17 protein-coding genes are annotated in these 24,203 nt (G+C 45.4%); 8 read left to right on the forward strand and 9 right to left on the reverse strand.

The window, feature by feature from the left end; all coding sequences use genetic code 11:
• The first annotated feature begins 2 nt into the window (after positions 1 to 2).
• Both MSG33_RS05405 and MSG33_RS05410 read left to right on the forward strand, forming a co-directional pair.
• A complete protein-coding gene (locus MSG33_RS05405; protein WP_006742108.1) occupies positions 3 to 3,143 on the forward strand; it encodes an efflux RND transporter permease subunit in 3,141 nt (1,046 codons plus the stop codon).
• Between the two features lie 63 nt (positions 3,144 to 3,206).
• Positions 3,207 to 3,788: a cupredoxin family protein gene (locus tag MSG33_RS05410; protein WP_053313544.1), complete on the forward strand. Its 582-nt coding sequence runs from the start codon at positions 3,207 to 3,209 to the stop codon at positions 3,786 to 3,788.
• Positions 3,789 to 3,886: 98 nt separating this feature from the next.
• On the opposite strand, the gene MSG33_RS05415 is transcribed toward MSG33_RS05410, so the two are convergent.
• Complete coding sequence (locus MSG33_RS05415; protein WP_248380161.1) at positions 3,887 to 5,236, reverse strand: ferric reductase-like transmembrane domain-containing protein; 1,350 nt, start codon at positions 5,234 to 5,236, stop codon at positions 3,887 to 3,889.
• Between the two features lie 239 nt (positions 5,237 to 5,475).
• On the opposite strand from MSG33_RS05415, the gene MSG33_RS05420 reads away from it, so the two are divergent.
• Entirely contained in the window at positions 5,476 to 6,327 is an 852-nt protein-coding gene (locus tag MSG33_RS05420) for a carbenicillin-hydrolyzing class A beta-lactamase CARB-57 (protein ID WP_005391263.1), read from the forward strand.
• A 340-nt stretch (positions 6,328 to 6,667) separates the two neighbouring features.
• Complete coding sequence (locus MSG33_RS05425) at positions 6,668 to 7,669, forward strand: sensor domain-containing diguanylate cyclase (RefSeq protein ID WP_226977544.1); 1,002 nt, start codon at positions 6,668 to 6,670, stop codon at positions 7,667 to 7,669.
• A 118-nt stretch (positions 7,670 to 7,787) separates the two neighbouring features.
• Here the strand turns inward: MSG33_RS05425 and MSG33_RS05430 are convergent, their stop codons facing one another.
• Positions 7,788 to 7,940, reverse strand: coding sequence for a hypothetical protein (locus MSG33_RS05430; protein WP_005375418.1), 153 nt, complete (start codon positions 7,938 to 7,940; stop codon positions 7,788 to 7,790).
• 245 nt (positions 7,941 to 8,185) lie between these two features.
• Between MSG33_RS05430 and speG the strand changes: the two genes are divergently transcribed.
• Positions 8,186 to 8,725 (forward strand): spermidine N1-acetyltransferase, encoded by a 540-nt coding sequence (gene speG, locus MSG33_RS05435; protein WP_041853120.1) that lies wholly within the window; start codon positions 8,186 to 8,188, stop codon positions 8,723 to 8,725.
• A gap of 48 nt (positions 8,726 to 8,773) precedes the next feature.
• Here speG and MSG33_RS05440 read toward each other — a convergent pair whose 3' ends face one another.
• The 7 genes from MSG33_RS05440 to MSG33_RS05470 all read right to left on the reverse strand — a co-directional run bounded on the left by MSG33_RS05440 (position 8,774) and on the right by MSG33_RS05470 (position 20,617).
• Positions 8,774 to 9,571, reverse strand: coding sequence for a hypothetical protein (locus MSG33_RS05440; protein WP_104970180.1), 798 nt, complete (start codon positions 9,569 to 9,571; stop codon positions 8,774 to 8,776).
• 175 nt (positions 9,572 to 9,746) lie between these two features.
• On the reverse strand, positions 9,747 to 10,853 hold the full coding sequence (locus MSG33_RS05445; RefSeq protein ID WP_248380163.1) for an outer membrane protein transport protein: 1,107 nt from the start codon (positions 10,851 to 10,853) through the stop codon (positions 9,747 to 9,749).
• A gap of 120 nt (positions 10,854 to 10,973) precedes the next feature.
• Positions 10,974 to 14,114: an efflux RND transporter permease subunit VmeQ gene (gene vmeQ, locus MSG33_RS05450; protein ID WP_237311231.1), complete on the reverse strand. Its 3,141-nt coding sequence runs from the start codon at positions 14,112 to 14,114 to the stop codon at positions 10,974 to 10,976.
• 10 nt (positions 14,115 to 14,124) lie between these two features.
• Positions 14,125 to 15,267, reverse strand: coding sequence for an efflux RND transporter periplasmic adaptor subunit VmeP (vmeP, locus tag MSG33_RS05455; protein ID WP_005391278.1), 1,143 nt, complete (start codon positions 15,265 to 15,267; stop codon positions 14,125 to 14,127).
• Between the two features lie 90 nt (positions 15,268 to 15,357).
• Positions 15,358 to 16,149 carry a hypothetical protein gene (locus MSG33_RS05460; RefSeq protein ID WP_248380165.1) on the reverse strand — a complete coding sequence of 264 codons (792 nt, stop codon included), beginning with the start codon at positions 16,147 to 16,149 and terminating at the stop codon, positions 15,358 to 15,360.
• 530 nt (positions 16,150 to 16,679) lie between these two features.
• The gene (locus MSG33_RS05465; protein WP_248380167.1) at positions 16,680 to 18,839 is read right to left on the reverse strand and encodes a prolyl oligopeptidase family serine peptidase; all 2,160 of its coding nucleotides are present in this window, start codon (positions 18,837 to 18,839) and stop codon (positions 16,680 to 16,682) included.
• Between the two features lie 206 nt (positions 18,840 to 19,045).
• Positions 19,046 to 20,617 carry an ATP-binding cassette domain-containing protein gene (locus tag MSG33_RS05470; RefSeq protein WP_248380168.1) on the reverse strand — a complete coding sequence of 524 codons (1,572 nt, stop codon included), beginning with the start codon at positions 20,615 to 20,617 and terminating at the stop codon, positions 19,046 to 19,048.
• Between the two features lie 392 nt (positions 20,618 to 21,009).
• Here MSG33_RS05470 and MSG33_RS05475 point away from each other — a divergent pair, with 392 nt between their 5' ends.
• From MSG33_RS05475 to MSG33_RS05485, 3 genes are all read left to right on the forward strand, one after another.
• Positions 21,010 to 21,435: a universal stress protein gene (locus MSG33_RS05475; RefSeq protein ID WP_005392539.1), complete on the forward strand. Its 426-nt coding sequence runs from the start codon at positions 21,010 to 21,012 to the stop codon at positions 21,433 to 21,435.
• 167 nt (positions 21,436 to 21,602) lie between these two features.
• Complete coding sequence (locus MSG33_RS05480; protein ID WP_005392538.1) at positions 21,603 to 22,220, forward strand: NAD(P)H-dependent oxidoreductase; 618 nt, start codon at positions 21,603 to 21,605, stop codon at positions 22,218 to 22,220.
• On the forward strand, positions 22,217 to 24,175 hold the full coding sequence (locus MSG33_RS05485; protein ID WP_248380169.1) for a monovalent cation:proton antiporter-2 (CPA2) family protein: 1,959 nt from the start codon (positions 22,217 to 22,219) through the stop codon (positions 24,173 to 24,175). Before MSG33_RS05480 ends, MSG33_RS05485 begins: the two co-directional genes overlap by 4 nt.
• Positions 24,176 to 24,203 lie beyond the last annotated feature (28 nt).

Consider the following 24,203-nt stretch of genomic DNA (forward strand, 5'->3'; position numbering starts at 1 on the left):
CTATGATTGGAGCAATAATCCGCTGGTCGATCAAAAACCGTTTCATGGTTTTGATCGCAACCTTAGCGCTTGTTTTAACCGGACTTTACAGTGTAAAGAATACACCTGTAGACGCCATTCCGGATCTTTCTGATGTTCAGGTGATCATCAAAACAAGCTACCCAGGCCAAGCACCTCAAGTAGTTGAAGATCAAGTTACTTACCCGCTAACCACCGCCATGCTCGCCGTACCAGGAGCGGAAACCGTTCGTGGTTATTCATTCTTTGGTGACTCATATGTTTATATCATTTTTAACGATGATACCGACATGTACTGGGCACGCTCGCGCGTTTTAGAGTACCTAAGCCAAGTAGCACCTAAATTACCACCAAGTGCAAAACCGACATTAGGACCAGATGCAACGGGTGTGGGCTGGGTCTACAGCTATGTACTGCAAGATAAAACTGGCAACCATGATCTTGCTGATCTACGCAGTATGCAAGACTGGTTCTTGAAATATGAGCTGCAAACCGTCGATGGCGTCTCTGAAGTCGCAACCGTTGGCGGTATGGTGAAGCAATATCAAGTTCAGATTGACCCAGCTAAGCTACGTGCTTACAACCTGACACTGCAACAAGTGAACATGGCGATCCAAAACGGCAATCAGGAAACGGGCGCCTCTGTTGTTGAAGTAGCAGAAGCGGAACACATGGTTCGCACTACAGGTTACCTAACGAGTATTGAGGATATTGAATCACTTCCGCTCAAAGTGACAGAGAAAGGTACACCGCTCTTATTGGGCGACATTGCTGACATCAACTTAGGTCCGCAAATGCGTCGCGGCATCTCTGAGCTTAACGGCGAAGGTGAAGCGGTTGGTGGCGTTATTGTCATGCGATTCGGCGAAAACGCGAGTGAAGTCATCAGCAAAGTTAAAGACAAACTGGAAGATTTACAGCGCAGCTTACCGGATGGTGTGGAAATCGTGCCTACTTACGATCGCTCCACGCTGATTAACGCTGCCGTAGAAAACTTGTGGAAGAAATTGGCGGAAGAATTCATCGTCGTGGCGATTGTTTGTGCCCTCTTCCTATTTCACATCCGTTCGTCTTTGGTTATCGCGCTGAGCTTGCCCGTCGGTATTTTATCCGCGTTTATCGTCATGCATTCTCAAGGCATTAACGCCAACATCATGTCGCTCGGGGGGATTGCCATCGCCATCGGTGCAATGGTGGATGGTGCCATCGTAATGATAGAAAACGTCCACAAGCATATTGAACGAACGCCTCTCACGGATAAGAACCGCTGGCAAGTGATTGGCAAAGCCGCTGAAGAAGTGGGCGCGCCCCTGTTCTTCTCACTGCTTATCATCACGTTAAGCTTTGTGCCAGTATTTGCACTGGAAGGTCAAGAAGGCAAGATGTTCTCCCCTCTCGCCTTTACTAAAACTTATGCAATGGCCGCAGCGGCAGGTTTGGCAATTACCCTCGTACCTGTGCTCATGGGTTATTTCATCCGTGGCAACGTATTACCAGAGCATAAGAATCCAGTAAATAGAGGCTTAATTGCGCTGTATCGCCCGTTGCTGAATACCAGCCTCAAGTACCCTAAGAGTATGATCGTTATCGCTTTAGGCCTAATGGCGTCAGCTTACTATCCAACCAGTCAACTGGGTAGCGAGTTCATCCCACCATTGGATGAAGGCGACTTGATGTACATGCCGACTACGTATCCGGGAATCTCGATTGGTAAAGCACGTGAACTAGTTCAGCAAACTAACAAACTGATCAAAACCGTACCGGAAGTCAAAACGGTTTGGGGCAAGATTGGCCGTGCAGAAACGGCCACCGACCCTGCGCCACTCACTATGATTGAAACTGTTATTCAGCTAAAACCTCACGATCAATGGCGTGAAGGCGTGACGACAGAGTCGTTACGCAAAGAGTTCGATGAACTGATTCAGTTCCCGGGACTCACCAACGCATGGGTAATGCCGATCAAAACGCGTATCGACATGCTTGCGACGGGCATTAAAACGCCAATTGGGATCAAAATCGCAGGCCCAGACCTGAAAGAGATCGAAAAAATTGGTGCTCAGCTGGAACCTATTCTTAATAGCGTTCATGGCACCTCATCTGTATATGCGGAGCGTGTCGCGGGTGGCCGTTACGTGACGATTGATATCAAACGCCGCGCAGCTGCGAGATATGGATTGAGCATCAAAGACGTTCAGCAAGTTATCTCAACAGCTGTTGGGGGTATGAATGTTGGAGAAACCATTGAAGGCTTGGAACGCTACCCGATTAACGTCCGCTATCCGCAAGATTACCGTGACTCGGTTGTTAAACTGCAAAACCTACCACTGGTAACCCCCAACGGCGCACGCATCGCACTCGCAGACGTGGCAGATATTCGTTATGAGGATGGCCCACCGATGATCAAAACCGAAAACGCGCGTCCAAACGGTTGGGTTTTCGTGGATATCGAAGGTCGTGACCTGGGCTCATACGTCGTGGAAGCACAACAAGTAGTAGCAGATCAACTTGAATTACCTGCGGGTTATTCACTGGCTTGGTCAGGTCAGTACGAATACATGGAACGCGCCAAAGACCGCTTAAGTGTCGTAGTACCAATCACTATTGCGATCATCATGATGCTACTTTACTTCAGCTTTCGCCGTGTAGGTGAGGTGCTGATCATCATGCTGACGCTGCCTTTAGCAATGGTTGGTGGCTTATGGCTGATGCATTATCTGAACTACAACTTCTCTATTGCCGTGGGGGTTGGGTTTATCGCCCTCGCCGGCGTTGCGGTGGAGATAGGCGTCATCATGCTGGTATATCTCAACCAAGCGTGGCACCACCGAAAACTGGATGCAGAAGAGAAACAACGACCGCTTCAAGCACGGGATCTTACAGACGCAATTCGCGAAGGCGCTGGCTTGCGTGTGCGGCCTGTCATGATGACCGTATTAACGGTAATCATTGGTCTTATTCCAATCATGTACGGTGAGGGGACAGGCTCTGAAGTGATGCAACGCATCGCTGCACCGATGATTGGTGGCATGGCCTCTGCCCTGCTGTTAACACTGCTTGTGCTACCTGCCATCTTCAAGCTGTGGAAACAGCGTGAAGTGAAATCAACTCAACACCAAGATAAATAACAACGAGCGCCATTATTCAGAGAGTAATGGCGCGATAGCTAATTGATAGTAAAGGAAATCAACATGAAAAAGACTCTTATCACTCTTGCTCTAACCATGGTATCGAGTGGCGTATTTGCTCAAATGGATAACTCAAACATGAACCACGAAAATATGGAGCATGGTCAAATGGATCACGGTTCCATGAACATGGATAAAATGCCGATGGATCATGGAAAAATGGACCACGGTAAAATGGATCATTCTGGTATGAGCGGCATGCCGGGCATGTCAGCGGTTGGTATGCCTGCAAATGGCGCAAAACCAGACAAAGTCGTTCATGTACTCTTAACGGATGATATGAAAATTACATTCAAAAAAGATGTGACAATAGAACCGGATGATGTGGTTCAATTTGTGGTAATGAATACAGGCAAAATCAATCACGAATTTACCATTGGCTCAGCAGAAGAACAGCTTAAACATCGTGAAATGATGAAAACCATGTCTGGCGATCACATGCATGACTCCGGCAATGCTGTCACTGTTGAACCAGGCAAAGCGAAACAACTCTTGTGGCACTTCCATGGCGATAAAAATGTAGAGTTCGCGTGTAATATCCCCGGACATGCAGAAGCCGGCATGGTCAAAAAAGTGGAACTGTAGTGAGACCGGATTAACGTATTAACACGGTTCATAGACGTTAAATGTAAATACAAAAGGAGCTAATATCAGCTCCTTTTTATTTCGCCCTAAATGCTAGATTATCGCATCACAAACAGCTCTTCATGATAGCGATGTTCTGTATCAAAACGATATACCTCTAACTCTTTTTTCAGGGTTCGAGAGAATACCTCCGGTCCACAGAAATAAAACTCATAACGCGATAAGTCGCCGCATTCCCTCGCAATTCGTTCAACATTAAGTCGAGGTGAAACCGCAGTATCTATCACGTTCAGTTTCACTTGTGCCTGACGCGCGGCATTCCACAGTTCATCCACTAAATGACTATCTAAGCCACGTGTGCAATAAAACAAATGCACTGGCGGATGTCTTTTTAACGCTTTCAATGAAGATAAGATAGCAAAGAACGACGCTATCCCGACACCACCAGCAATCCAAACTTGCGGCTTGTTGACATCAAACTCTAAACGTCCATACGGCCCTTCAACAACAACCTCATTACCCGCTTTCACGCGCTGGTACAAATTGGTCGTGAAATCGCCTAGCTCTTTGATCAAAAAACGGACCTCTGGATCGTGCTCACCTGAAACAATCGTAAACGGATGTGGATCTTCGTTACCAAAACGAACGTAAGCAAACTGCCCAGCTTTGTGCCCTTGCCAAGGTTTTCCTTGGTCGTTAATGCCTGGCGCCAAAACCAGCTCCATCACTCGCGCTTGAGGGAAGTAGCGAGTCGACACCACTTTGGCTGGATAGCGGTTCGCTCGCCCGACAAAACCGAACAAGCTGTAAACGGCAGCCGCAGAGCCCATCAATGCAAAACCAAAAGCGATAAAATGAATGGGATCGCCCCAGTACGCGTGCTTGATCAGCAAAACGGAGTGAACAGCAACCATCAAATACACCACCGCCATTAAACGATGGGATAACTTAAACGGTTTGTATTTAACAACCGTCCAGAGTGACACTGCCAGCAATACCAATAGCAAATAAAAGCCCCACTCACCTAAATCCAAGCCTATATCACGCAGTTCTTTAACCCATAACTCAAAACCAACGAAGTTATTGCCTGATGGCCCTGCTCCAGTGTGTTTTACTGGTTTTTCCAACCAACCAGCAGCAACGAGCCACTTCGGCACTTTATACATAAGCCAATGGATCACACCCAAACTGACGCCTGCTATACCTAACCACTTGTGTACTCGATATGCCTTGTCCATGCCATGAACCCATTGCTCTATCACAGGTAAGCGCAGCGCCAGCACCATCGCAATAGACATCAAAGCTAACGACAAAACACCAGAATATTGAATAAGCGCGGAGCGCCATTGGAAGAATTGGGTCGAGGACAGCAGTTGCGGTTCACTCATCCACCACAACACAGACACGGCGGCAACTATCATCCATAAAAAATTTCGTACAGTTTTCATGAACATCACTCTCAAATTGACGACAACTCTAGTTTAGTTTTTCTAGCGTAATGCAACGTCAATATTCGTAAAGTTGAGTAAACCCACAATATACTTAAGGTCAATAACAAACTTGGAGGTATTGCGCAGAATCCTACAAAAAATCGACATGGATTTAACAGTGGTTAGAGTATTCGCTCGTTATAGTTTGCGTAACATCGCCACAGTGCGAACCAAAACCAAAATGAAGAACACGACGCATGAAAAAGTTATTTTTGTTGGCTGGGCTAATGGTTTGCTCAACCCTAAGTTACGCTTCCCAACTGAATGAAGACATTTCTCTCATCGAACAACAAACCTCAAGCAGAATTGGAGTCTCGGTTTGGGATACGCAAACCGATGAGCGCTGGGATTACCGTGGCGATGAACGCTTCCCACTCATGAGCACATTCAAAACCTTGGCTTGCGCCACAATGCTAAGTGATATGGACAGCGGTAAGCTAAGTAAAAATGCGACCGCGAAAGTCGATGAGCGCAGCATCGTTGTGTGGTCTCCAGTGATGGACAAACTCGCAGGCCAAAACACACGCGTAGAACACGCTTGTGAAGCTGCGATGTTGATGAGTGATAATACTGCTGCCAACTTAGTATTGAATGAAATCGGCGGCCCTAAGGCCGTGACAATGTTTCTGCGAACTATTGGTGATAAAGCGACGCGCCTAGATAGATTAGAACCACGTTTGAACGAAGCGACACCGGGAGACAACCGCGACACAACCACACCTAACGCCATGGTAAACACTCTGCGAACCTTGATTGAAGGAGAAACGTTGTCTTACGAGTCTCGCGTGCAATTAAAAATCTGGATGCAGGACAACAAGGTTTCAGACTCGTTAATGCGTTCAGTATTACCAACAGGTTGGTCTATCGCCGACCGCTCTGGTGCGGGTGGTCACGGTTCGCGCGGTATTAACGCAATCATATGGAAGGAAAACCATCGTCCTGTTTACATTAGTATCTATGTCACGGAAACCGAGCTATCACTTCAAGCCAGAGACCAGCTCATCGCGCAAATCAGTCAGTTGATTTTACAGAAATACAAAGATAATTAATTCACTGCTTACGTATTTACTTTCCTAAGTTTACCCTCTTTGCCCTTCTCTTCCCTGAAGGGCTTTCCTATTCTTTGGTTCTACCTCAAAAACACCCCTTATTGAGTAATGACTTACTTATAAATAGGTATAACATTTATTCATTTAGGCGTGAGTTAACGCCCACATTAAGCAATTGAACACACATAGATGGCGATAAATAAACCATAATCTTACGTAGAAACGCATTTTTCTTGAAAATAGCTTCGTGTAACTTATTGTTGGTATTTGCAACATCGCAAGGAGATGTCTATTGAGACTTGAAAGAACTTTTAACCCTGATGACTTATCGATGCAGAATATGGAAAGTCCGATCTGTATGCCGATAGGGTTTGTTCACTTTTTAGCTCAATCGGAAACATTGCAGCAGGTGCTTGATACGGTCGCAGAATGGATAAATCGTATATTCAATTCCGACCGCGCGAGTATCACGCTTTATGAAAATGATGATCATCTAAAGGTCTACTCTTTCTCTGGTAATAAAGCGATTCCGGCTGAATTCTTGGTACCTATTCACCGAGCTTTTGTTGGCCGAGTGTTCAAAAAACAACAACTGATGATCTGTGACGATGTCACTCAATCTGATGAGGTCGATTGTGTGATGCTGGCATCCAATGGCATGGGGACGTGTATGGATGCGCCTTTAATGCACGGTAAAGTCTGTTTGGGCACGCTTAATGTTGCACATCATCAAACGCACACTTACACAAACGAACAAGCGGCACAGCTTCAGTGCATCGCTAACTGGATTGCTTTAAACATTGCTCTTCATATACAAATTATGAAAATGGAGCATCTCGCCACAACGGATGATCTGACTGGCATTCCAAACCGCAGAGAATTCATGCGACAAATCGAAAGCCGCTTGACTGAATACCGCACCCAAGGCATTGACTTCCATGTTGCTATTCTAGATTTAGACAACTTTAAGAGCCTTAATGATCGGTTTGGTCATGATGCTGGCGATAAATCGCTGATCCATGCAGTCAACACCATTCAAAGTCATCTACTTGACTGTGACTTACTTGCCAGAGTTGGCGGTGAAGAGTTTGCCATCGTACTAAGAAGCCGGTCATCGCAAGAAGCCCTAAACACATTAGAAACGATTCGCAATGCGCTAGAAACTACGACGATTCAACACTCAGGTCGTGATATGAGCTTTACCGCTAGTATTGGTGTAACTCAAGTCTGTAGCTTGGATGACTCGTTTGAACCACTCGTAAAACGCGCCGACTTAGCTCTTTACAAAGCTAAAGAAACCGGTAGAAACCGTGTTGAGGTTCATAAAACAGAAGAAAACTAGAAAAGAGAGTGATAAAAAAGGTAGCGACTTGTTGCGCTACCTTTTATAAATTCTAACCCGCCTAAAATAAGTAATACGAACTTTAAGCCAGTTTAGAAATAAGAGTGAGCAAATTTAATTATGCTTTCTTAAGATCTTTAGCTGGGTAAGTTAGCGTTTTCTCGCCTGCTTTTACGTGTGTGTAAAAACCGCCACTGCTTAAACCTGTAACAACCATTTCGCCAAGATCGATACCTTTAGTCGCTACTACTACGTCACCGATTGAAAACATATTGAATACCTTGTTTATTTAGATTAAGACACTAAGTCGTTGCGCGGTATTTAATATGATATTAGGCAAACCACCTAATCGAATTTTTTATCGTAAAGATTAATTTTTATTTGGCGTGAACTCTAAGTTTCCATATTGAAAAAACCACAATATTTCCCAAAAACAGATGCGCTATTCTTGTTAAATACGTTAAGATTTTCTAGCATCAATTGCGGAGGTTTACTCCGCCTCATTGGAGATAAATGATGAAGAAAGGCCTAAAAATGCGTGCACTAGAACGCTCTGATTTGCGCTTTATTCACGAACTAAATAACAACCGAAATATCATGGCCTACTGGTTCGAAGAGCCTTATGAATCTTATGATGAGCTCGAAGAACTGTACCGAAAACATATACATGATGACGCAGAAAGACGCTTTGTGGTTGAAGATGAAGACGGCATAGTGATTGGATTGGTCGAACTTATTGAGATCAACTACATTCACCGAAGCGCTGAGTTTCAGATAATCATCGCCCCAGAGCATCAAGGACGAGGTTATGCGACAGAGATGATTAATCGTGCATTGGATTACTCCTTCTCGATTCTTAATCTACGTAAAATATACTTATTGGTCGCAGTGGATAATGAAGTCGCTATTCATTTATATAAGAAATGTGGTTTTATTGAAGAAGGCCATTTAGTAGAAGAATACTTTATTAACGGAGCCTATAGCGATGTTAAGCGCATGTATATATTAAAACACCAATATCAGAAAAAGATCGAAGAAAAGAACGCGATTCACTAATTTATTCCATCAAAGTAAAAACGCAGCCATCGTTGCTGCGTTTTCAATTTACTCAAATTGATATTGGTAAGATAATGCGACGCGCCTATCTGCCTCATCTAAATACGTGTTGTTGTCCATGACAAACGTCATTACGTTAAACGAGTGACGTTTATTCACGAGATAACCAAGGCCGATACCACCAAAGAAGCCTTTGTAGTTCTCTCCTTCACTGTTTTCTGAGCCGTAAGTGCCTGCTGCGAAGCTGATTAACGTCAGTTCTTTGGTAAACGATTTCAGCGCAAATGCACCAACGTAGCCGCTGCTGCCTGAAGAGCTCATCATATTGAAGCCATTCTCTGCACTTGGAGTGCCCGTAAAGTTAGGCTCGCTACAGTGGCTACTTTCTGCACCGTCACAAACAGGAACATCACCAGTGTTGTACGTATAGCCTGCCATTGGGAAAATTTGGAAGCCTGCTGGCTCAATCCCGAAATAACTTAGCGGCATAAAGGTACCAACGCTGTAGTTGGTTTGATCCGCGCCGTTTACGTATTCATTTTTACCGAAGTTGAAGTTCACGATACCGACCGGAAACAACCACGAGCCACCAATACGCCACTCGCTCGCATCATCATTGATACGCAGGTTAATTTTGCGCGCTTGGTCAAGCGCAAGTGAGCCCGAGAATGAGATGTTTTGATCATCAAAATCGTAGTTGTTTGCGTACGACGCGCCAAATTTCGTAATGACTTTTGTTGGGTCATCCGCCAACTTGTTTTTATTGTCTTTTACTCGGTGCTCGGCACCATGAGCCAGCGTACTGACCAACAAAGTCGTACACACTAACGCTAGTTTATTTTTCATTTTTAGTCCTTTGAGATGTTGAATACCCGCACTTAGCCGCGCAGATACTTTTTAAATCATCACTCACTGGGTGTGACAGAAGCGCCCTAACTACCTTAGATAGCGTGACAGCATCCAGTGCAGGTAGTTAGGGTAGAATGGCCTGTAAGGAAGGCGTTTTAGCGATTAGGAATGATTAGTTTTTCCAGTTGTAGCTCATGCTCATGAAGTACAGAGCAGGCTCATCAAAGCCAGCTTGTAAGCTTGGCGTTTCTGACGATTCCATCAAGATCGCTTCAAACGCGAAACCAATTGAGTTTTCTGAATCCAATGTGTAATCAATGCCTGTACCAATGCGGTACGCCTTGCCAGTAGGAACGGTAATATCACCGTTTGATTGGCTCTCATACATGCTGGTATCGAATGCAAAACCTGCATTCCACATCATTTTTTCATTCAGTTTGTACTGAGTACCCAATGCGATTTGGTAAGTGTCTTGTGTCTCTACGTTCAGCGTGGTTGTGTATTCGCTCCAGTCTTGCCAGTTCACGTTCCACATCACCGCTAGGTCATCATTCAATTCGTGGTAAGCACTGAAGATAAGTTGTTGTGGAGCAATGGAGTTGCTGTTGTCGAATTCAAATTCGGTTTCAGAAGAGTAAGACAGACCAAGACGCGTGCCTGATGTTGCCTCATAAAGCACACCTACTCGGCCGTTGACTTGAGTATTTTGGTCTTCGTCTAAGTATTTTTTATGCATGTCAGAGCTAGCCAACGACCCTTCCGCTTCTACTTCATACATACCGTACTGAATACCAAGCGCCGCACCCACAGACCAGTGATCATTGATGCGGTAAGAAGCGGAAGGTTGAATGGTCATGGCTTGTGTCGTTGCTGTAGGAATATCTAAGTGATTATCCAAAAGACCTTCGTACTCGAGGCCAAGACCGTAGTTGCCATACAGACCAATACCCAGCGTCCATTTGTCGTTCACTTGTTGGCTGTAAAATGCCGACGCCATAGGAACAAAACCAATCACGTTGCCCGCATCGCCAGTCATCGTGTCTAGTTGCGCGTCACCGTATAGGCCAATCAGGTTACCAGAGAAAGATTTACCAGAAACATTCGCCAGACCAGCCGGGTTTGCTGCCATTACTGAGGCATCTTGCGCACGAGCCGCCATACCAGCGGATGCCAAACCAATATCCGATGCTGTTGTTTCGTAAAGGTATAACCCACCCGCTTGCGCAGCAGCACACGTCAGTAGAGAGCTCGCTACGACGATTTTTGAAAGATTTTTCATGCTAAAACCTATTATTGTTAGGGGAACCCACGCTGCGACGGTGGTTGTATATCAATGAAAGGCATTGGCCAATCGCACACAGCGTGGGGGTGTTGTGGAGTCAGTCGGTTGAAATCAGCGTTATTGCTCGCTCACCTCAAGTTCAGTGGGTTTCTTTCGCTTAAACTTCTCGCGCAGAGATTGCATCATCACGAAGAACACCGGCGTCAGCAACGTGCCTACAAACGTAGAGAGAATCATGCCGCCGAATACCGCAAAGCCCAGTGAGTGACGAGATGCCGCACCAGCACCCGATGCAATCACCAACGGGAATACCCCCCAGATGAAGGCGAACGCAGTCATCTGTACTGCTCGGAAACGGATTCGAGCAGCTTCTTTGGCAGCATCAATGATGGATAAGCCCTTTTCTTCTCGCAGAACTTTGGCAAATTCCACGATAAGAATCGCCACTTTGGCGGACATACCGATCAAGATGACCACACCAATCTGCACGTACAAATCGAACGGTTGTCCCACCAGCAGTAGCGTTCCCATTGCGCCGAGAATCGCGACTGGAACCGCCATCATTACCGCAGCAGGAATGGTCCAACTTTCGTACTGAGCCACCAAGAACAAGTAGGTGAACAGTAAAGACAATGCGAACGCGATTGGCGCCATGTTGCCTGCTTTCATCTCTTGGTAAGTCATGCCTGACCACTCGTACGAGTAACCACTTGGCAAAGATTCTGCAGCCAGTTTTTCAATGGCTTTTACAACATCACCCGAGCTGTAGCCTGGCGCTGGCGCACCGTTCACGGTTGCAGAACTGAACATGTTGTAGTTCGATAAGGTATCAGGGCCGAAGATCGGCTTCACTTTCACTAGCGTTGCCAATGACACCATTTTTCCAGAGCTTGAACGAACAAACAGATGGTCGATGTCGTCGATGTTGTCACGATATTGCTCTTCTGCTTGCACTTTCACTTGGTACGAACGCCCAAACAAGTTGAAGTCAGAAATGTAGGCGCCGCCCAACTGTGCTTGCAGTGTGCTGAAGATTTCATTCAACGGTACGCCCATCGAAATCGCTTTATCGCGGTCAATATCGATGTAACGTTGCGGAATGTTCGCACGGAAAATCGAGAACGCACGCGCCACTTCAGGCAGTTGATTGATTTGGGCAACAAAATCAGCGGTTGTTTTTGCCAACTCTTGTGGAGAACGACCCAAGTTGTCTTGCAACACAAGGTTGAAACCATCCACCGCACCCATGCCCTTGATTGCCGGCGTCGCGAAAACGAACGAAGCGGCATCTGGCGTTGAGTTCAGCATTTGGTTAACTTTATTCATCAACGCGCGTTGGTGTAGCTCAGGGTCTTTACGTTTGCTCCAGTTATCCAATTTGATGATCAACATGCCCGAGTTTGGAATCGACGCCATGTTAATTACCGAGAAGCCCGCAACCGAAACCACGTTCTCCACACCTTCCATCTGTTTTAGCTCATCAACGTACTTCTTCATTAATGGTGCCGTACGCTGCAATGCAGCTGCGTCTGGCAAACGCATTTCGACCATGAACACGCCTTTATCTTCGTTCGGTACGAAAGAAGAAGGTACGGTCATGAACGCAAATGCCAGCCCCGCAATAAGCACGCCATAAACACCGACACTCAGCACAATGCGGCGGCTCAAGAAGCCAACTAAGCCTTGATATTTGCGCGTTATTGCTTCAAAACCGCGGTTAAACGCACGCAAAGGCGCAATAGGTTGCGAGTGAGTAGATTTCAACATCAACGCACAAAGCGCTGGCGTTAACGTTAATGCGTTGATCGCAGAGATCAGCACCGACACACAGATGGTGACCGCGAACTGGTTGAACATTCGACCAGAAATACCCGGCAATAGCGCAACCGGTACGAACACCGCCAACAAAATAAGCGTTGTTGCCAATACAGGACCCGTCACTTCTTTCATGGCTTGGATCGTGGCCGGAATCGGGTCTAAATGCTCTTCATGGATAACCCGCTCCACGTTCTCCACCACGATGATCGCATCGTCCACCACGATACCGATGGCGAGGATCAAGCCAAACAACGAGATGGTGTTAATGGTCATGCCCATCACGCCCATGATTGCGAACGTCGCAATGATGGAAACCGGAATCGCTAAGGTTGGAATGATGGTCGCTCGCCAGTTCTGCAAGAAAACGTACACAACGAAGGTGACAAGAAGTACCGCAATCACCAGTGTCTCGTACACTTCATCAATAGACGTCTCTACGTATTCGGTAGAGTCATACGCGATGTCGTAGACCAAATCATCTGGGAACGATTTCTCGTACTCTTTCATGGCCTCTTTCACGCGTTCCATCACGTCTAGCGCGTTCGCTGTCGGCAACTGGTACAAGGCCAGAACGGCGGCTGGTTCGTTATTCATACGACCATCAGCTTCGTAACCTTGTGCGCCAACTTCCACACGAGCCACATCTTTCAAGCGAATCAAAGAACCTTTCTTGCTCGCACGGATGATGATGTTCTCGAACTCTTCCGCAGAAGTAAGGCGGCCTTTGGTTTGCAAAACATATTGATATTGCTGGTCACCCGGAGCTGGCATACCACCGATCTTACCCGCCGCCACTTGGATGTTTTGCGTTTTAATTGCGCCAATAACATCACTAGCGGAAAGCTTCAAGGTGGCCAGTTTATTTGGGTTCAACCAAATACGCATTGAGTAGTCTTTCTTACCCAGCAGCGTAATGTCACTCATACCTTCGATACGTTTTAGACGCTCAACAATATTGAGATCCGCATAGTTGGAGAGGTAGATACTATCGTGAGACTGTTTCGGAGAACGCAGTGTAATAACGCCCAACATGTCGGAAGATTTCTTCTTAACCGTCACACCGATTTGGTTTACTTCTTGTGGGAGAGAAGACGTCGCTTGCGCCACCAAGTTGTTCACACGAACCTGTGCCATATCGCCATCTGCGCCCACTCGAAAATAGATACGTAGTGTGTATGAACCATCGTTACCAATCACAGAAGACATGTAAATCATGTCTTCAACGCCGTTGACTTTGGCTTCTATCGGCTGTGCAACCGTCTTTTTAACCACGTTCGCGTTTGCACCCGGATACATGGTGCTCACCGTAATTACCGTCGGAGAGATTTGAGGATACTCAGAAATTGGCAAGACTTTCAGGGCGATCATACCCATCAATGTCATCGCCAGTGAGATCACCAAAGCAAACTTCGGCCGGTGAATGAAAAATTTACTTAACATCAGTACTCACTCAGCCTTGTTCACTCTGTAGTTCAACGTCTTTCACCGTTGCACCCGGACGCACTTTTTGTAGACCATTGACGATGACTTTTTCGTTAGCCGCCAAACCAGTCAGCACAGCACGTTTCACACCGTAGGTCTGACCGAGTTCAACGTTACGACGAGACACCACGTGATCATCACCAACCACCATGACGTAGTCACCCGCTTGGTCTTGCTGAACAGCCGCCGATGGGATAAGCAAACCATCAATGGTTTTGTTGCGCAGCTTGATAGTCAAGTTGCCATATTCACCCGGCATAAGCGCGTAAGTTGGGTTATCGAATTGTGCTTCTGCTCGAATTGAGCCTGTTTCTAAATCGATCTTGTTGCCAACGGCGTAGATCTTGCCATCAAGCGGATACAATGAACCGTCTGAAAGCGTCAGTGTTAAATCAACATCCAGTTTGTCATCGTTACGATGAGCCACATCAATCGCACTTCTTACGCGGCGGTAGAGCTTCTCATCCACATCAAAGCCAAAGCGAATTGGGTCAATTTGAGTGATCGAAACAAGAGGAACGAGTTGAATTTTCGAAATACGGTCACCCACTCGGAAGTTGCTGAAACCCACGCGGCCTGAGAAAGGAGCACGCACAGAGCTAAATTCAAGATCGAGCCTTGCTGAAACCAGCGTCGCTTTCGCCTCTTCTACCGAAGCAATCGCTGCGGCGTGCGCAGCAATGGCGTCATCGTATTGCTGCTCACTGATGCTTTTATCTTTGATGAGTTTCTTCACACGTTCTGCATCACGCGTAGTTTGAACGAGTTGTGCTTTTGCTTTTTGCAACGACGCTTTTGCATACGCCAGTGCCGCTTTGTAAGGACGGTCGTCGATTTCAAACAGCAATTGGCCTTTTTCGACCATATCGCCATCTTTAAAATGAATCGCGGTTAATTCGCCACCGACTCGAGGCATAATATCAACGTCATTTACCGCTTCAGTTCGACCGATAAAAGTATGATAAGGAGTGATTTTTGTTTCGGTTAGGGTAACGGTTTCAACAGAGGGTGCTTGGGCAGTTTTCGTTGCGATATCGCCAGTTTTGCATCCTGATAGTAATGCAGAAGATATAGCAATAGATACCAACGCAAATTTATATTTGGCTTTCATGATAAACCTACTTTATGTAGAAAGTGCCCTAGCCTAAATATTTAAATATATGGATAAACACACTTTCTATTCTGGAAATAAACGAGGGAGTTAAAATTGGTAGTTAAATTCGATACGGTGATCACCATCACCGAAATTAACGTGCTCATTCCAGTTTGCAAAGTAACGAATATTTGCGCGAGGATTAATTTGATAAGACAACGCAAACTCATGAGTTAAGATATTATCTTCACCCGCGTAATAAGTATCTTTATATTGACTAGACCCTGACAGTGTATGCATATACATTGGGTTGTAGTTAATCCAGATTTTATCGGTTAATTCAATTTTTGAGTACATACCGACAACGGTGAAAGTACCTGGAATTTCATAACCTTTGTCATCACCACTAAAATCATTAGCAATAGTGACACCCGCACCAGCCAAAGGAAATAGCTGCAACATACCAAACTTAGGTAGGCCTTGAATAAAGCTGTAAGATGCATCTAATTTATCGTTATCAACATCGTAGTTTACATCCAATTGACGGCCTAGACCTTTTGCGACTTCTACTTGGAAATTACGTAGTCGGAAAGAGTCAATGCTGTCATCAACATTGGCATACATTGGATCGTCATTGTCGCGAATGCCAAATAGCTCACCACCAATGCCTTTCATTTCGATGATGTTCATCGCCATGGTGCCAGGCTGGCTAGATTGGTAAGTTTGACCGATTTTGATGTTCGCGCCTTTGTCAGTAATACCAAAGCCCGCTTGGGTGTAAACCGCAAGTGGGTCAGACATATCTTGTAGTTCTTCGTCATTATTTGTCTGAGCATAAGCAGAAGACGCGAGTTGAAGGGCTGCTGCCATGATAACAACAGACTGTTTCACTAAATTCATAAAACTGTATCCATTTTAATGATTATAAAATTATTCACGTCATGAGGTCATCATAAATAGCAAGCAACACAACTCGCTTTGGATAATATAAATTATCAAAGCAAATTTAATAATGACGAAACATTAGACGTTTTAATTAAAATAAAATAAAGCGTCGTAAAAGTTCAATCACTGCTACTTATATCTTATATAACTTGAAATTTGGTAAGCTTTACGAAGAAGGGAATATTAAAACTTATGAAAATTCAATTATCATTAGAACAAATGATTAATTAAATTTACCATATAAATAAGGAGTGCAATGGTGTTAAGTGATCGCGATCAAGTTTTATTTATATCGTATATTACTCTTCAGGTAAAGAAGAGAGTTGTAATAAATTGCAAATACCTTAATTTAATTAGCCTTGCGGTCAATTTAGAATAGTTACTCCACAATAAATTGAAAGGAAATCACACTCTGTGATTCCCTTTTATTATCGAGTGCAAAAGCACCAATGCATTTCGTTAACTAAAAACGCAAACGATTCGCACTATTGCAGTTTCTCTATTCCCATATTGAACAGTGCAAAGCTATAAATATCTGCATTTGTCTCAATTATTTTACGCGTTGGTGTGCCAGCACCATGCCCTGCATTGGTTTCGATGCGAATCAAGGTCGGATTTAAACCCGCCTGTTTTGACTGCAACTCAGCAGCAAATTTGTAAGAGTGAGCAGGAACAACACGATCATCATGGTCACCCGTTGTAATCAATGTTGCTGGGTATTCCACCCCCGCTTTTACATTGTGCACTGGCGAATAACCTTTCAGATACTGGAACATCTCTTTACTTTGCTCTGCCGTACCGTAGTCATACGCCCAACCAGCACCTGCGGTAAAAGTATGATAACGCAGCATGTCCAGTACGCCGACTGCTGGCAGCGCCACTTTAAACAGCTCTGGATGTTGCGTCATAACTGTCCCCACTAACAAGCCACCATTCGATCCACCGTTAATGGCTAACTTGTTTGATGACGTTACCTTTTCATCAATTAGAAATTCAGCCGCAGCAATAAAGTCATCAAACACATTTTGCTTTTGCATTTGAATGCCAGCGTTGTGCCACTCTTTACCATACTCCCCACCGCCACGAATGTTCGCTACCGCGTAAACACCACCAAGCTCCAGCCAAGCCGCACGTGTCGGGCTAAAAGATGGTGTGAGGCTAATGTTGAAACCACCATAACCATATAGGATGGTTGGTGCGCTGCCGTCCATCGGTGTCCCTTTTTTATAGGTGATGATCATCGGCACTTTTGTTCCGTCTTTTGAGGTGTAAAACACCTGGCGAGATTCATACAAAGCTGGATCAAATGGCGCTTTAGATTTGTAGTACACCTCGCTATCACCATCTTTGATGTTCAGACGATACGTAGTGCTTGGCATCTTGTAGTTGGTGAAAGAATAGTAGACTTCGGTTTCTTCTTTTTTACCCGAGAAACCGTATGCGCTGCCAATATCAGGCAATTTGATTTCTCGGATGAGTTTGCCGTTCATGTCGTATTGCTTCACCATCGAGATCGCATCAACAATATAGCTCGCAAACAAGTTGCCACCCGCGGTAGAAACACGTAACACGTTCTTTGTTTCAGGTATTAAATCTTTCCAGTTTTTGGGCTGCGGCTGACTCGCATCCACCGTCACGACGCGTTTGTTCGGCGCATTAAGGTTCGTAACCAAGTACAGTTTCGTGCCTTGGTTGTCTATTACCCAAGTATCAGAGCTGGTGTTATCTAAAATGGTTTTAAGCGGGCTGTTTGGCTTACTCAAATCTTTAAAGAACAGTTTGTTACCCGATGTCGATACGCTGGCTGAGATAAACAAGTAGCGTTCATCATCTGACGTATAGCCGCCAACATAACGGTATTTCTCTTCCTCAAACCCGCCGAAAATCAGCTGATCTTCACTTTGTTTCGTCCCAAGCTTATGAAAGTAGAGCTTGTGTTGATCTGTCTTCGCGGAGAGTTCACTCCCCTGTGGCTTGTCATAACTTGAGTAATAGAAGCCTTGATTGCCGAGCCAACTGATGCCGCTGAACTTAATATCCACCAGCGTTTCGCCGACGGGCTTTTTGGTTTCTGTCTCTAGAACTATGACTTTTCGCCAATCGCTACCGCCTTCCGAAATGCTGTATGCAACTAAAGATCCATCTCGTGAAAAGCTCACTCCCGCTAACGATGTGGTGCCATCCTCACTAAAAGTATTTGGATCGAGGAAAATTTCTGCTTCACCATCACCTAGCTGCCGATAAAGCACGTCTTGGTTTTGTAACCCGTCATTTTTGTAGAAGTAAGTGAATTTACCCTCTTTGAACGGTTGGCTTTGTTTTTCGTAATCCATGAGCTTAGTAATGCGCTCTTCAATCTGCTTGCGGTAAGGGATTTTCGACAGATAATCAAACGTCACTGCATTTTGTGCCTTCACCCATTCTGCGGTTTCTAAGCTGAGATCGTCTTCCAACCAGCGATAAGGATCACTCACTTTTGTACCAAAGTAGTCATCGACAACATCCACTTTTTGTGTGGTTGGGTACGTGACGGCTTTCGGATTTACCTGTTCAACCGACGACTGCACCGCTTCATTTGCATGCGCCACAGACAACACACTTCCGAGTGCGAGAGCCGTTGCTAATGCTAGGGTGTTCTTTTTCATGAAATTCCTTTTTATTTTTCTGTTGTCTTTTTGTGCAATACATCAGAACTCTACTATATATCGACAAAATGAATCTAATTTCATTAAACGAGTTGTGAAAGCCACCCTAACTCCCTCATTTCCGGCGAATTCTACATATCGGTAAGTGGAAGTGTAGAGCTTAGGAACAACGCTGAAGAGCTACGATGGCGTTTACTCTCTTTCGTTTAATTCAGTTCGATTTGACGCAAAACCCCAGACTCAGAAGCGAAATCTTGGTCGTGACTAATCAGAACAAATCCACCTTTGTATGCATTTAACGCCTGACTAAGCATTATTTTTGAATCGAGATCGAGATGGTTATCTGGCTCATCAAGCAGCAGCAAAGGCTGGGAGTGTTGATGGCTGACGATCAGCATTGCGAGCTTCATCTTCTCGCCACCGCTTAGTACGCATCCCAACCGAAACACAGCGTCTCGACGAAAACCGATCCCCGCCAATAAGGTTCTCGCTTCACTTTCCGTCATCTCTTGGCAAGTCTCCATTACGTTCTCAAGTAACGAAAGATTTGGATTCACTGCGCCAAAGTGTTGGTCGAGATAATACAAGTGAGTATTCACTTGCAGCTCACCACTCAGCAACGACAACTCGCCAAGCAACGTCTTTAACAAGGTTGACTTTCCGCATCCATTTTTCCCTTTGAGATGGACTTTATCGTTCGCAAAAATCTGCAACGTGATAGGAGTAGAATCTCCAAAAGGCAATATACCTTCTTGTATCGACAACACTTTTCGCGAACGGTTCGGATTATCTGCAAGATAAAGCTTTTGCGCTTTGAGCTGCTCATGTCGCGATTGCAACGCCCGCTCTTTGGCTTGTAAATGCGCTTGTCTGAGTTGCTCATTCTTATTGCGATTTGAGGCGCTGGCGGTCGCGCTATCCTTTTTGCCATCAAGCAAAATTTTGGGCTGACTGCCGTCTTTGCGCAGTTTGTTCCCTTGCGCGGCGCGTTGGTCTGCTTTTTCGCGATTTTTCTGGGCTTGCTCAGCTAACCGTTTTTTGTGTTTATCGACCTGCGCTAACTGCCTTTCGACCGCTTGTAACTCAGTGCGTTTTTGCTCGGCATACACATCGTAATTTCCACCAAAAACCTGTAAACCTAGGCCCGAGAGTTCCCAAATTTCCTCCATTGCTCGAAGCAGCTCGCGATCGTGACTGATGAGTAAAATCGCGCCACCGAAATGCCTCATAGACTCTATCAACCATTGTTTCGCCTCGGTATCGAGGTGATTGGATGGCTCATCGAGAATCAGAAGCTCCGTTTCGTTTTCAAACAGTTGCCATAACTGCAAACGCGCCAACTGACCACCACTGAGCCGAGCACATGAGAAATCAGGGTCTTGCGGTAATCCCATCGCAGCGAGCTGCTGTTTGAGTTTCAATTCAATATCCCACTGCTCGCCAACCAGTTCGAACCAATGTTCAGAAACATCACCTTGTTCAATCTGCTTTAAAGCATGCAAGACCGCATCTTTGCCCAGAAACTGGGCGATCGATTGCTGACCTGAAAGCAAATCAGACGGCTGCTGGCGATACATCATGAAAGAAGAGGGAGAAGTCACAACACCGCTGGCAGGCTGAGTTTCTCCCGCCAAAATGGAAGCCAAAAGTGACTTACCGATGCCATTGCGCCCAACCAAACCAACACGTCGTTTAGTCATGGAACAAGAAATAGACTGGAATAGCGTCTCGCCATTATCAAACTGATGGCTAACATTAAAAGCTTGTAAAACTGGCATAATTTGCCTCCTGTATGACAGGGACAACAGCCGTAGCTATGATTTGAGATTGCAACAAAACGCGTGCACAAACGCATTAAGCTCTATGTAAAGCTCGACGATAAACGTCAAATCAAAAAGTCGTCTTGTTGCAAAGAAATATCGGAAAGTGAGCTACGCCTACTAACCCTGCAGATCCAAAAAATAAGTAAAAAATATGGATGACAGGTTTAGTTCTTCATGTTGGCGTAATCTCCTAGAGAAATGATTTGCGAAGTCTAGCGGGTTTTCTGACTAAAAAGCAAGCAGCATTATTTATCAAAACTTTGAACGATTTCGAGATCTTATCTACACAAATTTTGCCCAAGCCATACTATGCTTACAGTAAAGCTAATCCACATAAGGGCGTGGTAATGAAATACAAACATATCCTTGTTGCACTCGAACTGTCCGATGAGAGCACTGTTCTGATCGACAGAGCCGTAGCGATGGCTAACTATCTCGACTCCGATATTTCATTCATCCATATTGATGGAACTCACGGGGAAATTTATCGTGAGCTCGTAGACATTAAAGAGAACCCAGACCAAAGGCCGCTGAATGAGCACTCTATGGAATGTTTGAGAACATTCAGTGAGTACATGGATTATCCACTCAAACACTTCTTCGTGGGTACTGGTGATTTAGCCGATAAGCTCGAAATTACCATCAAAGAGCAAGAAGTGGACTTGCTGATTTGTGGCCATCACCAAGATTTCTGGAGCAAAATCATTTCCTACTCAAGACATCTTATCAACAAGTCACCAGTCGATATTTTAGTCGTTCCTATTCATGATTAATTAGAATTTGACGCTTGCCAAAACCACCAACTTATTTGGTGGTTTTTTATTGATATTGAAACAGCTTAAGCACTTTTCCAAGCTAGCTTGACGGCCATTTATGAGTTACATTTTCTAACCAACCTGCGCTCCTACCGGGCATGGTTATTTAGATAGCAAGGATCCTTATGGCGAATAAAAAAGTATTAATTCTCTTTGCTCATCCTTCCCAGCATCGTTCAGAAGTGAATACTCCACTTTTCAAAGAAGCTCAAAAAATTGAAGGCGTGACATGTGTTGATCTCTATGGTGAATACCCTCGTTTCGATATCAATATCGACCGTGAACAACAACGCTTGCGTGAGCATGATGTGGTGGTTTTTCAATTCCCACTATATTGGTATTCAACCCCAGCAATTTTAAAAGAGTGGCAAGATCTGGTTTTGGAGTATGGCTTTGCTTACGGCACTGAAGGAACCGAACTACAAGGTAAAACCATGCTGTGCGTGCTTTCTGCCGGCGGCAAAGAAGAAGCCTATAAAGCCGAAGGCTACAACCATTTTACGATTCGGGAACTGCTCGCTCCTATCGAGCAAATGTCGGCGCTCACGGGTATGCACTACATTGCGCCTCTTGCTTTGTTCGGCGCACGTACAGCCGAAGAGGAAGGCCGAATTCCCCGTCATGTCGAACGATACAAAAGCCTGCTAACAGCATTAGTCGAAGATAGACTGGATGTTGAAGCAGCTGCGTCATTAATCAAACTCAACAGCGCACTTCCGAAGCTCATCAAGGAGGCTTCATGACAGGGATATTCTTACAAGCCTTCGTGTATTTGATTGCCGCTGTGATTGCGGTACCACTTGCCAAGCGTTTAGGGCTCGGTTCCGTTTTAGGTTACCTCATCGCTGGTGTGGTAATTGGTCCAATTATCGGTTTAGTCGGTGAGGAAACAACGACAATTCAGCACTTTGCCGAATTTGGCGTGGTGATGATGCTATTCCTAGTGGGGTTAGAGCTAGAGCCTAAAATGCTCTGGTCAATGCGAAATCGTTTAATGGGCTTAGGCGGTCTTCAAGTTGGCGGTACCATCGCGGCGATTATGGGTATTGCCCTGTACTTTGAGCAGCCTTGGACTATTGCCTTAGCCATCGGTTTGATTTTCGCCCTTTCTTCTACCGCGATTGTTTTGCAAACTTTTAGCGAAAAAGGGTTAACGAAGACAGAAGGCGGACAAAACGCGTTCTCTGTTTTGCTTTTCCAAGATATCGCTGTTATCCCGATGTTGGCCTTTATTCCATTGCTGGCACTGCCGGAGTTAGTCGAACAAGCACAAAGTGCCGTTCAAACGGCTGCGCAGCATCATGACGATTTAAACCTCGTGGCCGATTTACCGGGCTGGGCGTACGGAATAGTCATCACAGCATCGATTGCGATTGTTGTCGTTGGTGGTCACTTTTTAAGTCGACCTCTGCTGAGCTATGTTGCTAGCTCTGGGCTGCGTGAGATTTTTACCGCCACCGCATTGATGCTGGTGATCGGCATCGCAGCACTGATGAGTTTAGTTGGCTTATCTCCTGCATTAGGAACCTTCTTGGCTGGCGTTGTATTGGCGAACAGCGAATTCCGTCACGAGCTAGAGTCCAATATCGAACCATTTAAAGGGTTGTTGCTGGGTCTGTTCTTCATCACCGTCGGAGCTGGGATCAATTTCTCGGTTCTATTTGGTGACTTCTGGTTGATCATGGCACTGACCATTGGCGTGATGGTATTAAAGGCCTTGGTGCTGTTTATTCTCGCGCTGATATTTAGTGTGAAAGGCAGCAACCGCTGGCTGTTTACCTTAAGCTTGGCTCAAGCGGGTGAATTTGGCTTTGTGTTGCTAAGCTTCTCTGTGCAAAACCACGTCATTCCGTTTGAACTCTCGCAAACGCTTGCGCTGGTTGTTGCTATCTCAATGTTCTTAACGCCAGGTTTGTTCATTCTATTTGACAAATTAATACTGCCGCGTTTTGAAACTCAATCAAACGAAAGGGAAAGCGATACGATTGAAGAAAAAGGCACAGTAATCATCGCTGGTATCGGCCGTTTTGGTCAGATTGTTAACCGCTTGCTTGTTTCTAATGGTGTAACAACAGTGGTGCTCGATCACCAAGCCAACCAAGTTGATAACATGCGCCAGATTGGCACTCGTGCTTATTTTGGCGATGCGACTCGACCAGATATGCTGCACACTGCAGGCATCGAGCATGCGGCTGCGTTGGTCGTCGCAATTGATAACCAAGAATCGAGTGTGGAACTGGTGAAGTACGTCAAACACACGTACCCCAAAGTAACGGTGATCGCACGCGCCTTTGACCGTGGTCACGGCTATCTTTTGCGTCAAGCTGGGGCTGATATTATTGAATCGGAAACCTACCATTCCGCATTGGAGATGGGTGGTCACACGATGAAAGCACTCGGTATTCATCCCTTCTTTGTTGAGCAGCAAAAAGCGACATACAAGCGTGTTGAAACGCGCAAGTCCGAGCTACTCTACAAAGCTTGGGAAGATGATTCTGAAGGCGAACGTTATGACAACAATTTCCGACAACTGTTTATTCAGTTAGAGGAAAAAATGGCGGAAGAGATGCAAAAAGATCGCCATGACAAACTCTCGCGCTCAGAACGTGGTTGGACACCACCGCCGAAAGGTTACGCCGATGACTTCAATGAAGATAACGTTCAAGAACTAACACCGCCGAGAGAAGAGCCGATCTGACGGTAACTTGCTCAATGTTAAAAACCTC

The sequence above is a fragment of the Vibrio sp. 1CM7H genome, assembly GCF_023161645.1.
GTDB lineage: Bacteria > Pseudomonadota > Gammaproteobacteria > Enterobacterales > Vibrionaceae > Vibrio > Vibrio diabolicus.

Bases quoted from the DNA above. Each gene is read 5' to 3' on its own strand.
- vmeP (WP_005391278.1), bottom strand. From the start codon at position 15,267: ATGAAAGCCAAATATAAATTTGCGTTGGTATCTATTGCTATATCTTCT.
- MSG33_RS05480 (WP_005392538.1), top strand. From the start codon at position 21,603: ATGGCGAATAAAAAAGTATTAATTCTCTTTGCTCATCCTTCCCAGCAT.
- speG (WP_041853120.1), top strand. From the start codon at position 8,186: ATGAAGAAAGGCCTAAAAATGCGTGCACTAGAACGCTCTGATTTGCGC.
- MSG33_RS05475 (WP_005392539.1), top strand. From the start codon at position 21,010: ATGAAATACAAACATATCCTTGTTGCACTCGAACTGTCCGATGAGAGC.
- MSG33_RS05470 (WP_248380168.1), bottom strand. From the start codon at position 20,617: ATGCCAGTTTTACAAGCTTTTAATGTTAGCCATCAGTTTGATAATGGC.
- MSG33_RS05445 (WP_248380163.1), bottom strand. From the start codon at position 10,853: ATGAAAAATCTTTCAAAAATCGTCGTAGCGAGCTCTCTACTGACGTGT.
- MSG33_RS05460 (WP_248380165.1), bottom strand. From the start codon at position 16,149: ATGAATTTAGTGAAACAGTCTGTTGTTATCATGGCAGCAGCCCTTCAA.
- MSG33_RS05440 (WP_104970180.1), bottom strand. From the start codon at position 9,571: ATGAAAAATAAACTAGCGTTAGTGTGTACGACTTTGTTGGTCAGTACG.
- MSG33_RS05405 (WP_006742108.1), top strand. From the start codon at position 3: ATGATTGGAGCAATAATCCGCTGGTCGATCAAAAACCGTTTCATGGTT.
- MSG33_RS05410 (WP_053313544.1), top strand. From the start codon at position 3,207: ATGAAAAAGACTCTTATCACTCTTGCTCTAACCATGGTATCGAGTGGC.
- vmeQ (WP_237311231.1), bottom strand. From the start codon at position 14,114: ATGTTAAGTAAATTTTTCATTCACCGGCCGAAGTTTGCTTTGGTGATC.
- MSG33_RS05485 (WP_248380169.1), top strand. From the start codon at position 22,217: ATGACAGGGATATTCTTACAAGCCTTCGTGTATTTGATTGCCGCTGTG.
- MSG33_RS05420 (WP_005391263.1), top strand. From the start codon at position 5,476: ATGAAAAAGTTATTTTTGTTGGCTGGGCTAATGGTTTGCTCAACCCTA.
- MSG33_RS05465 (WP_248380167.1), bottom strand. From the start codon at position 18,839: ATGAAAAAGAACACCCTAGCATTAGCAACGGCTCTCGCACTCGGAAGT.
- MSG33_RS05425 (WP_226977544.1), top strand. From the start codon at position 6,668: ATGGAAAGTCCGATCTGTATGCCGATAGGGTTTGTTCACTTTTTAGCT.
- MSG33_RS05415 (WP_248380161.1), bottom strand. From the start codon at position 5,236: ATGAAAACTGTACGAAATTTTTTATGGATGATAGTTGCCGCCGTGTCT.
- MSG33_RS05430 (WP_005375418.1), bottom strand. From the start codon at position 7,940: ATGTTTTCAATCGGTGACGTAGTAGTAGCGACTAAAGGTATCGATCTT.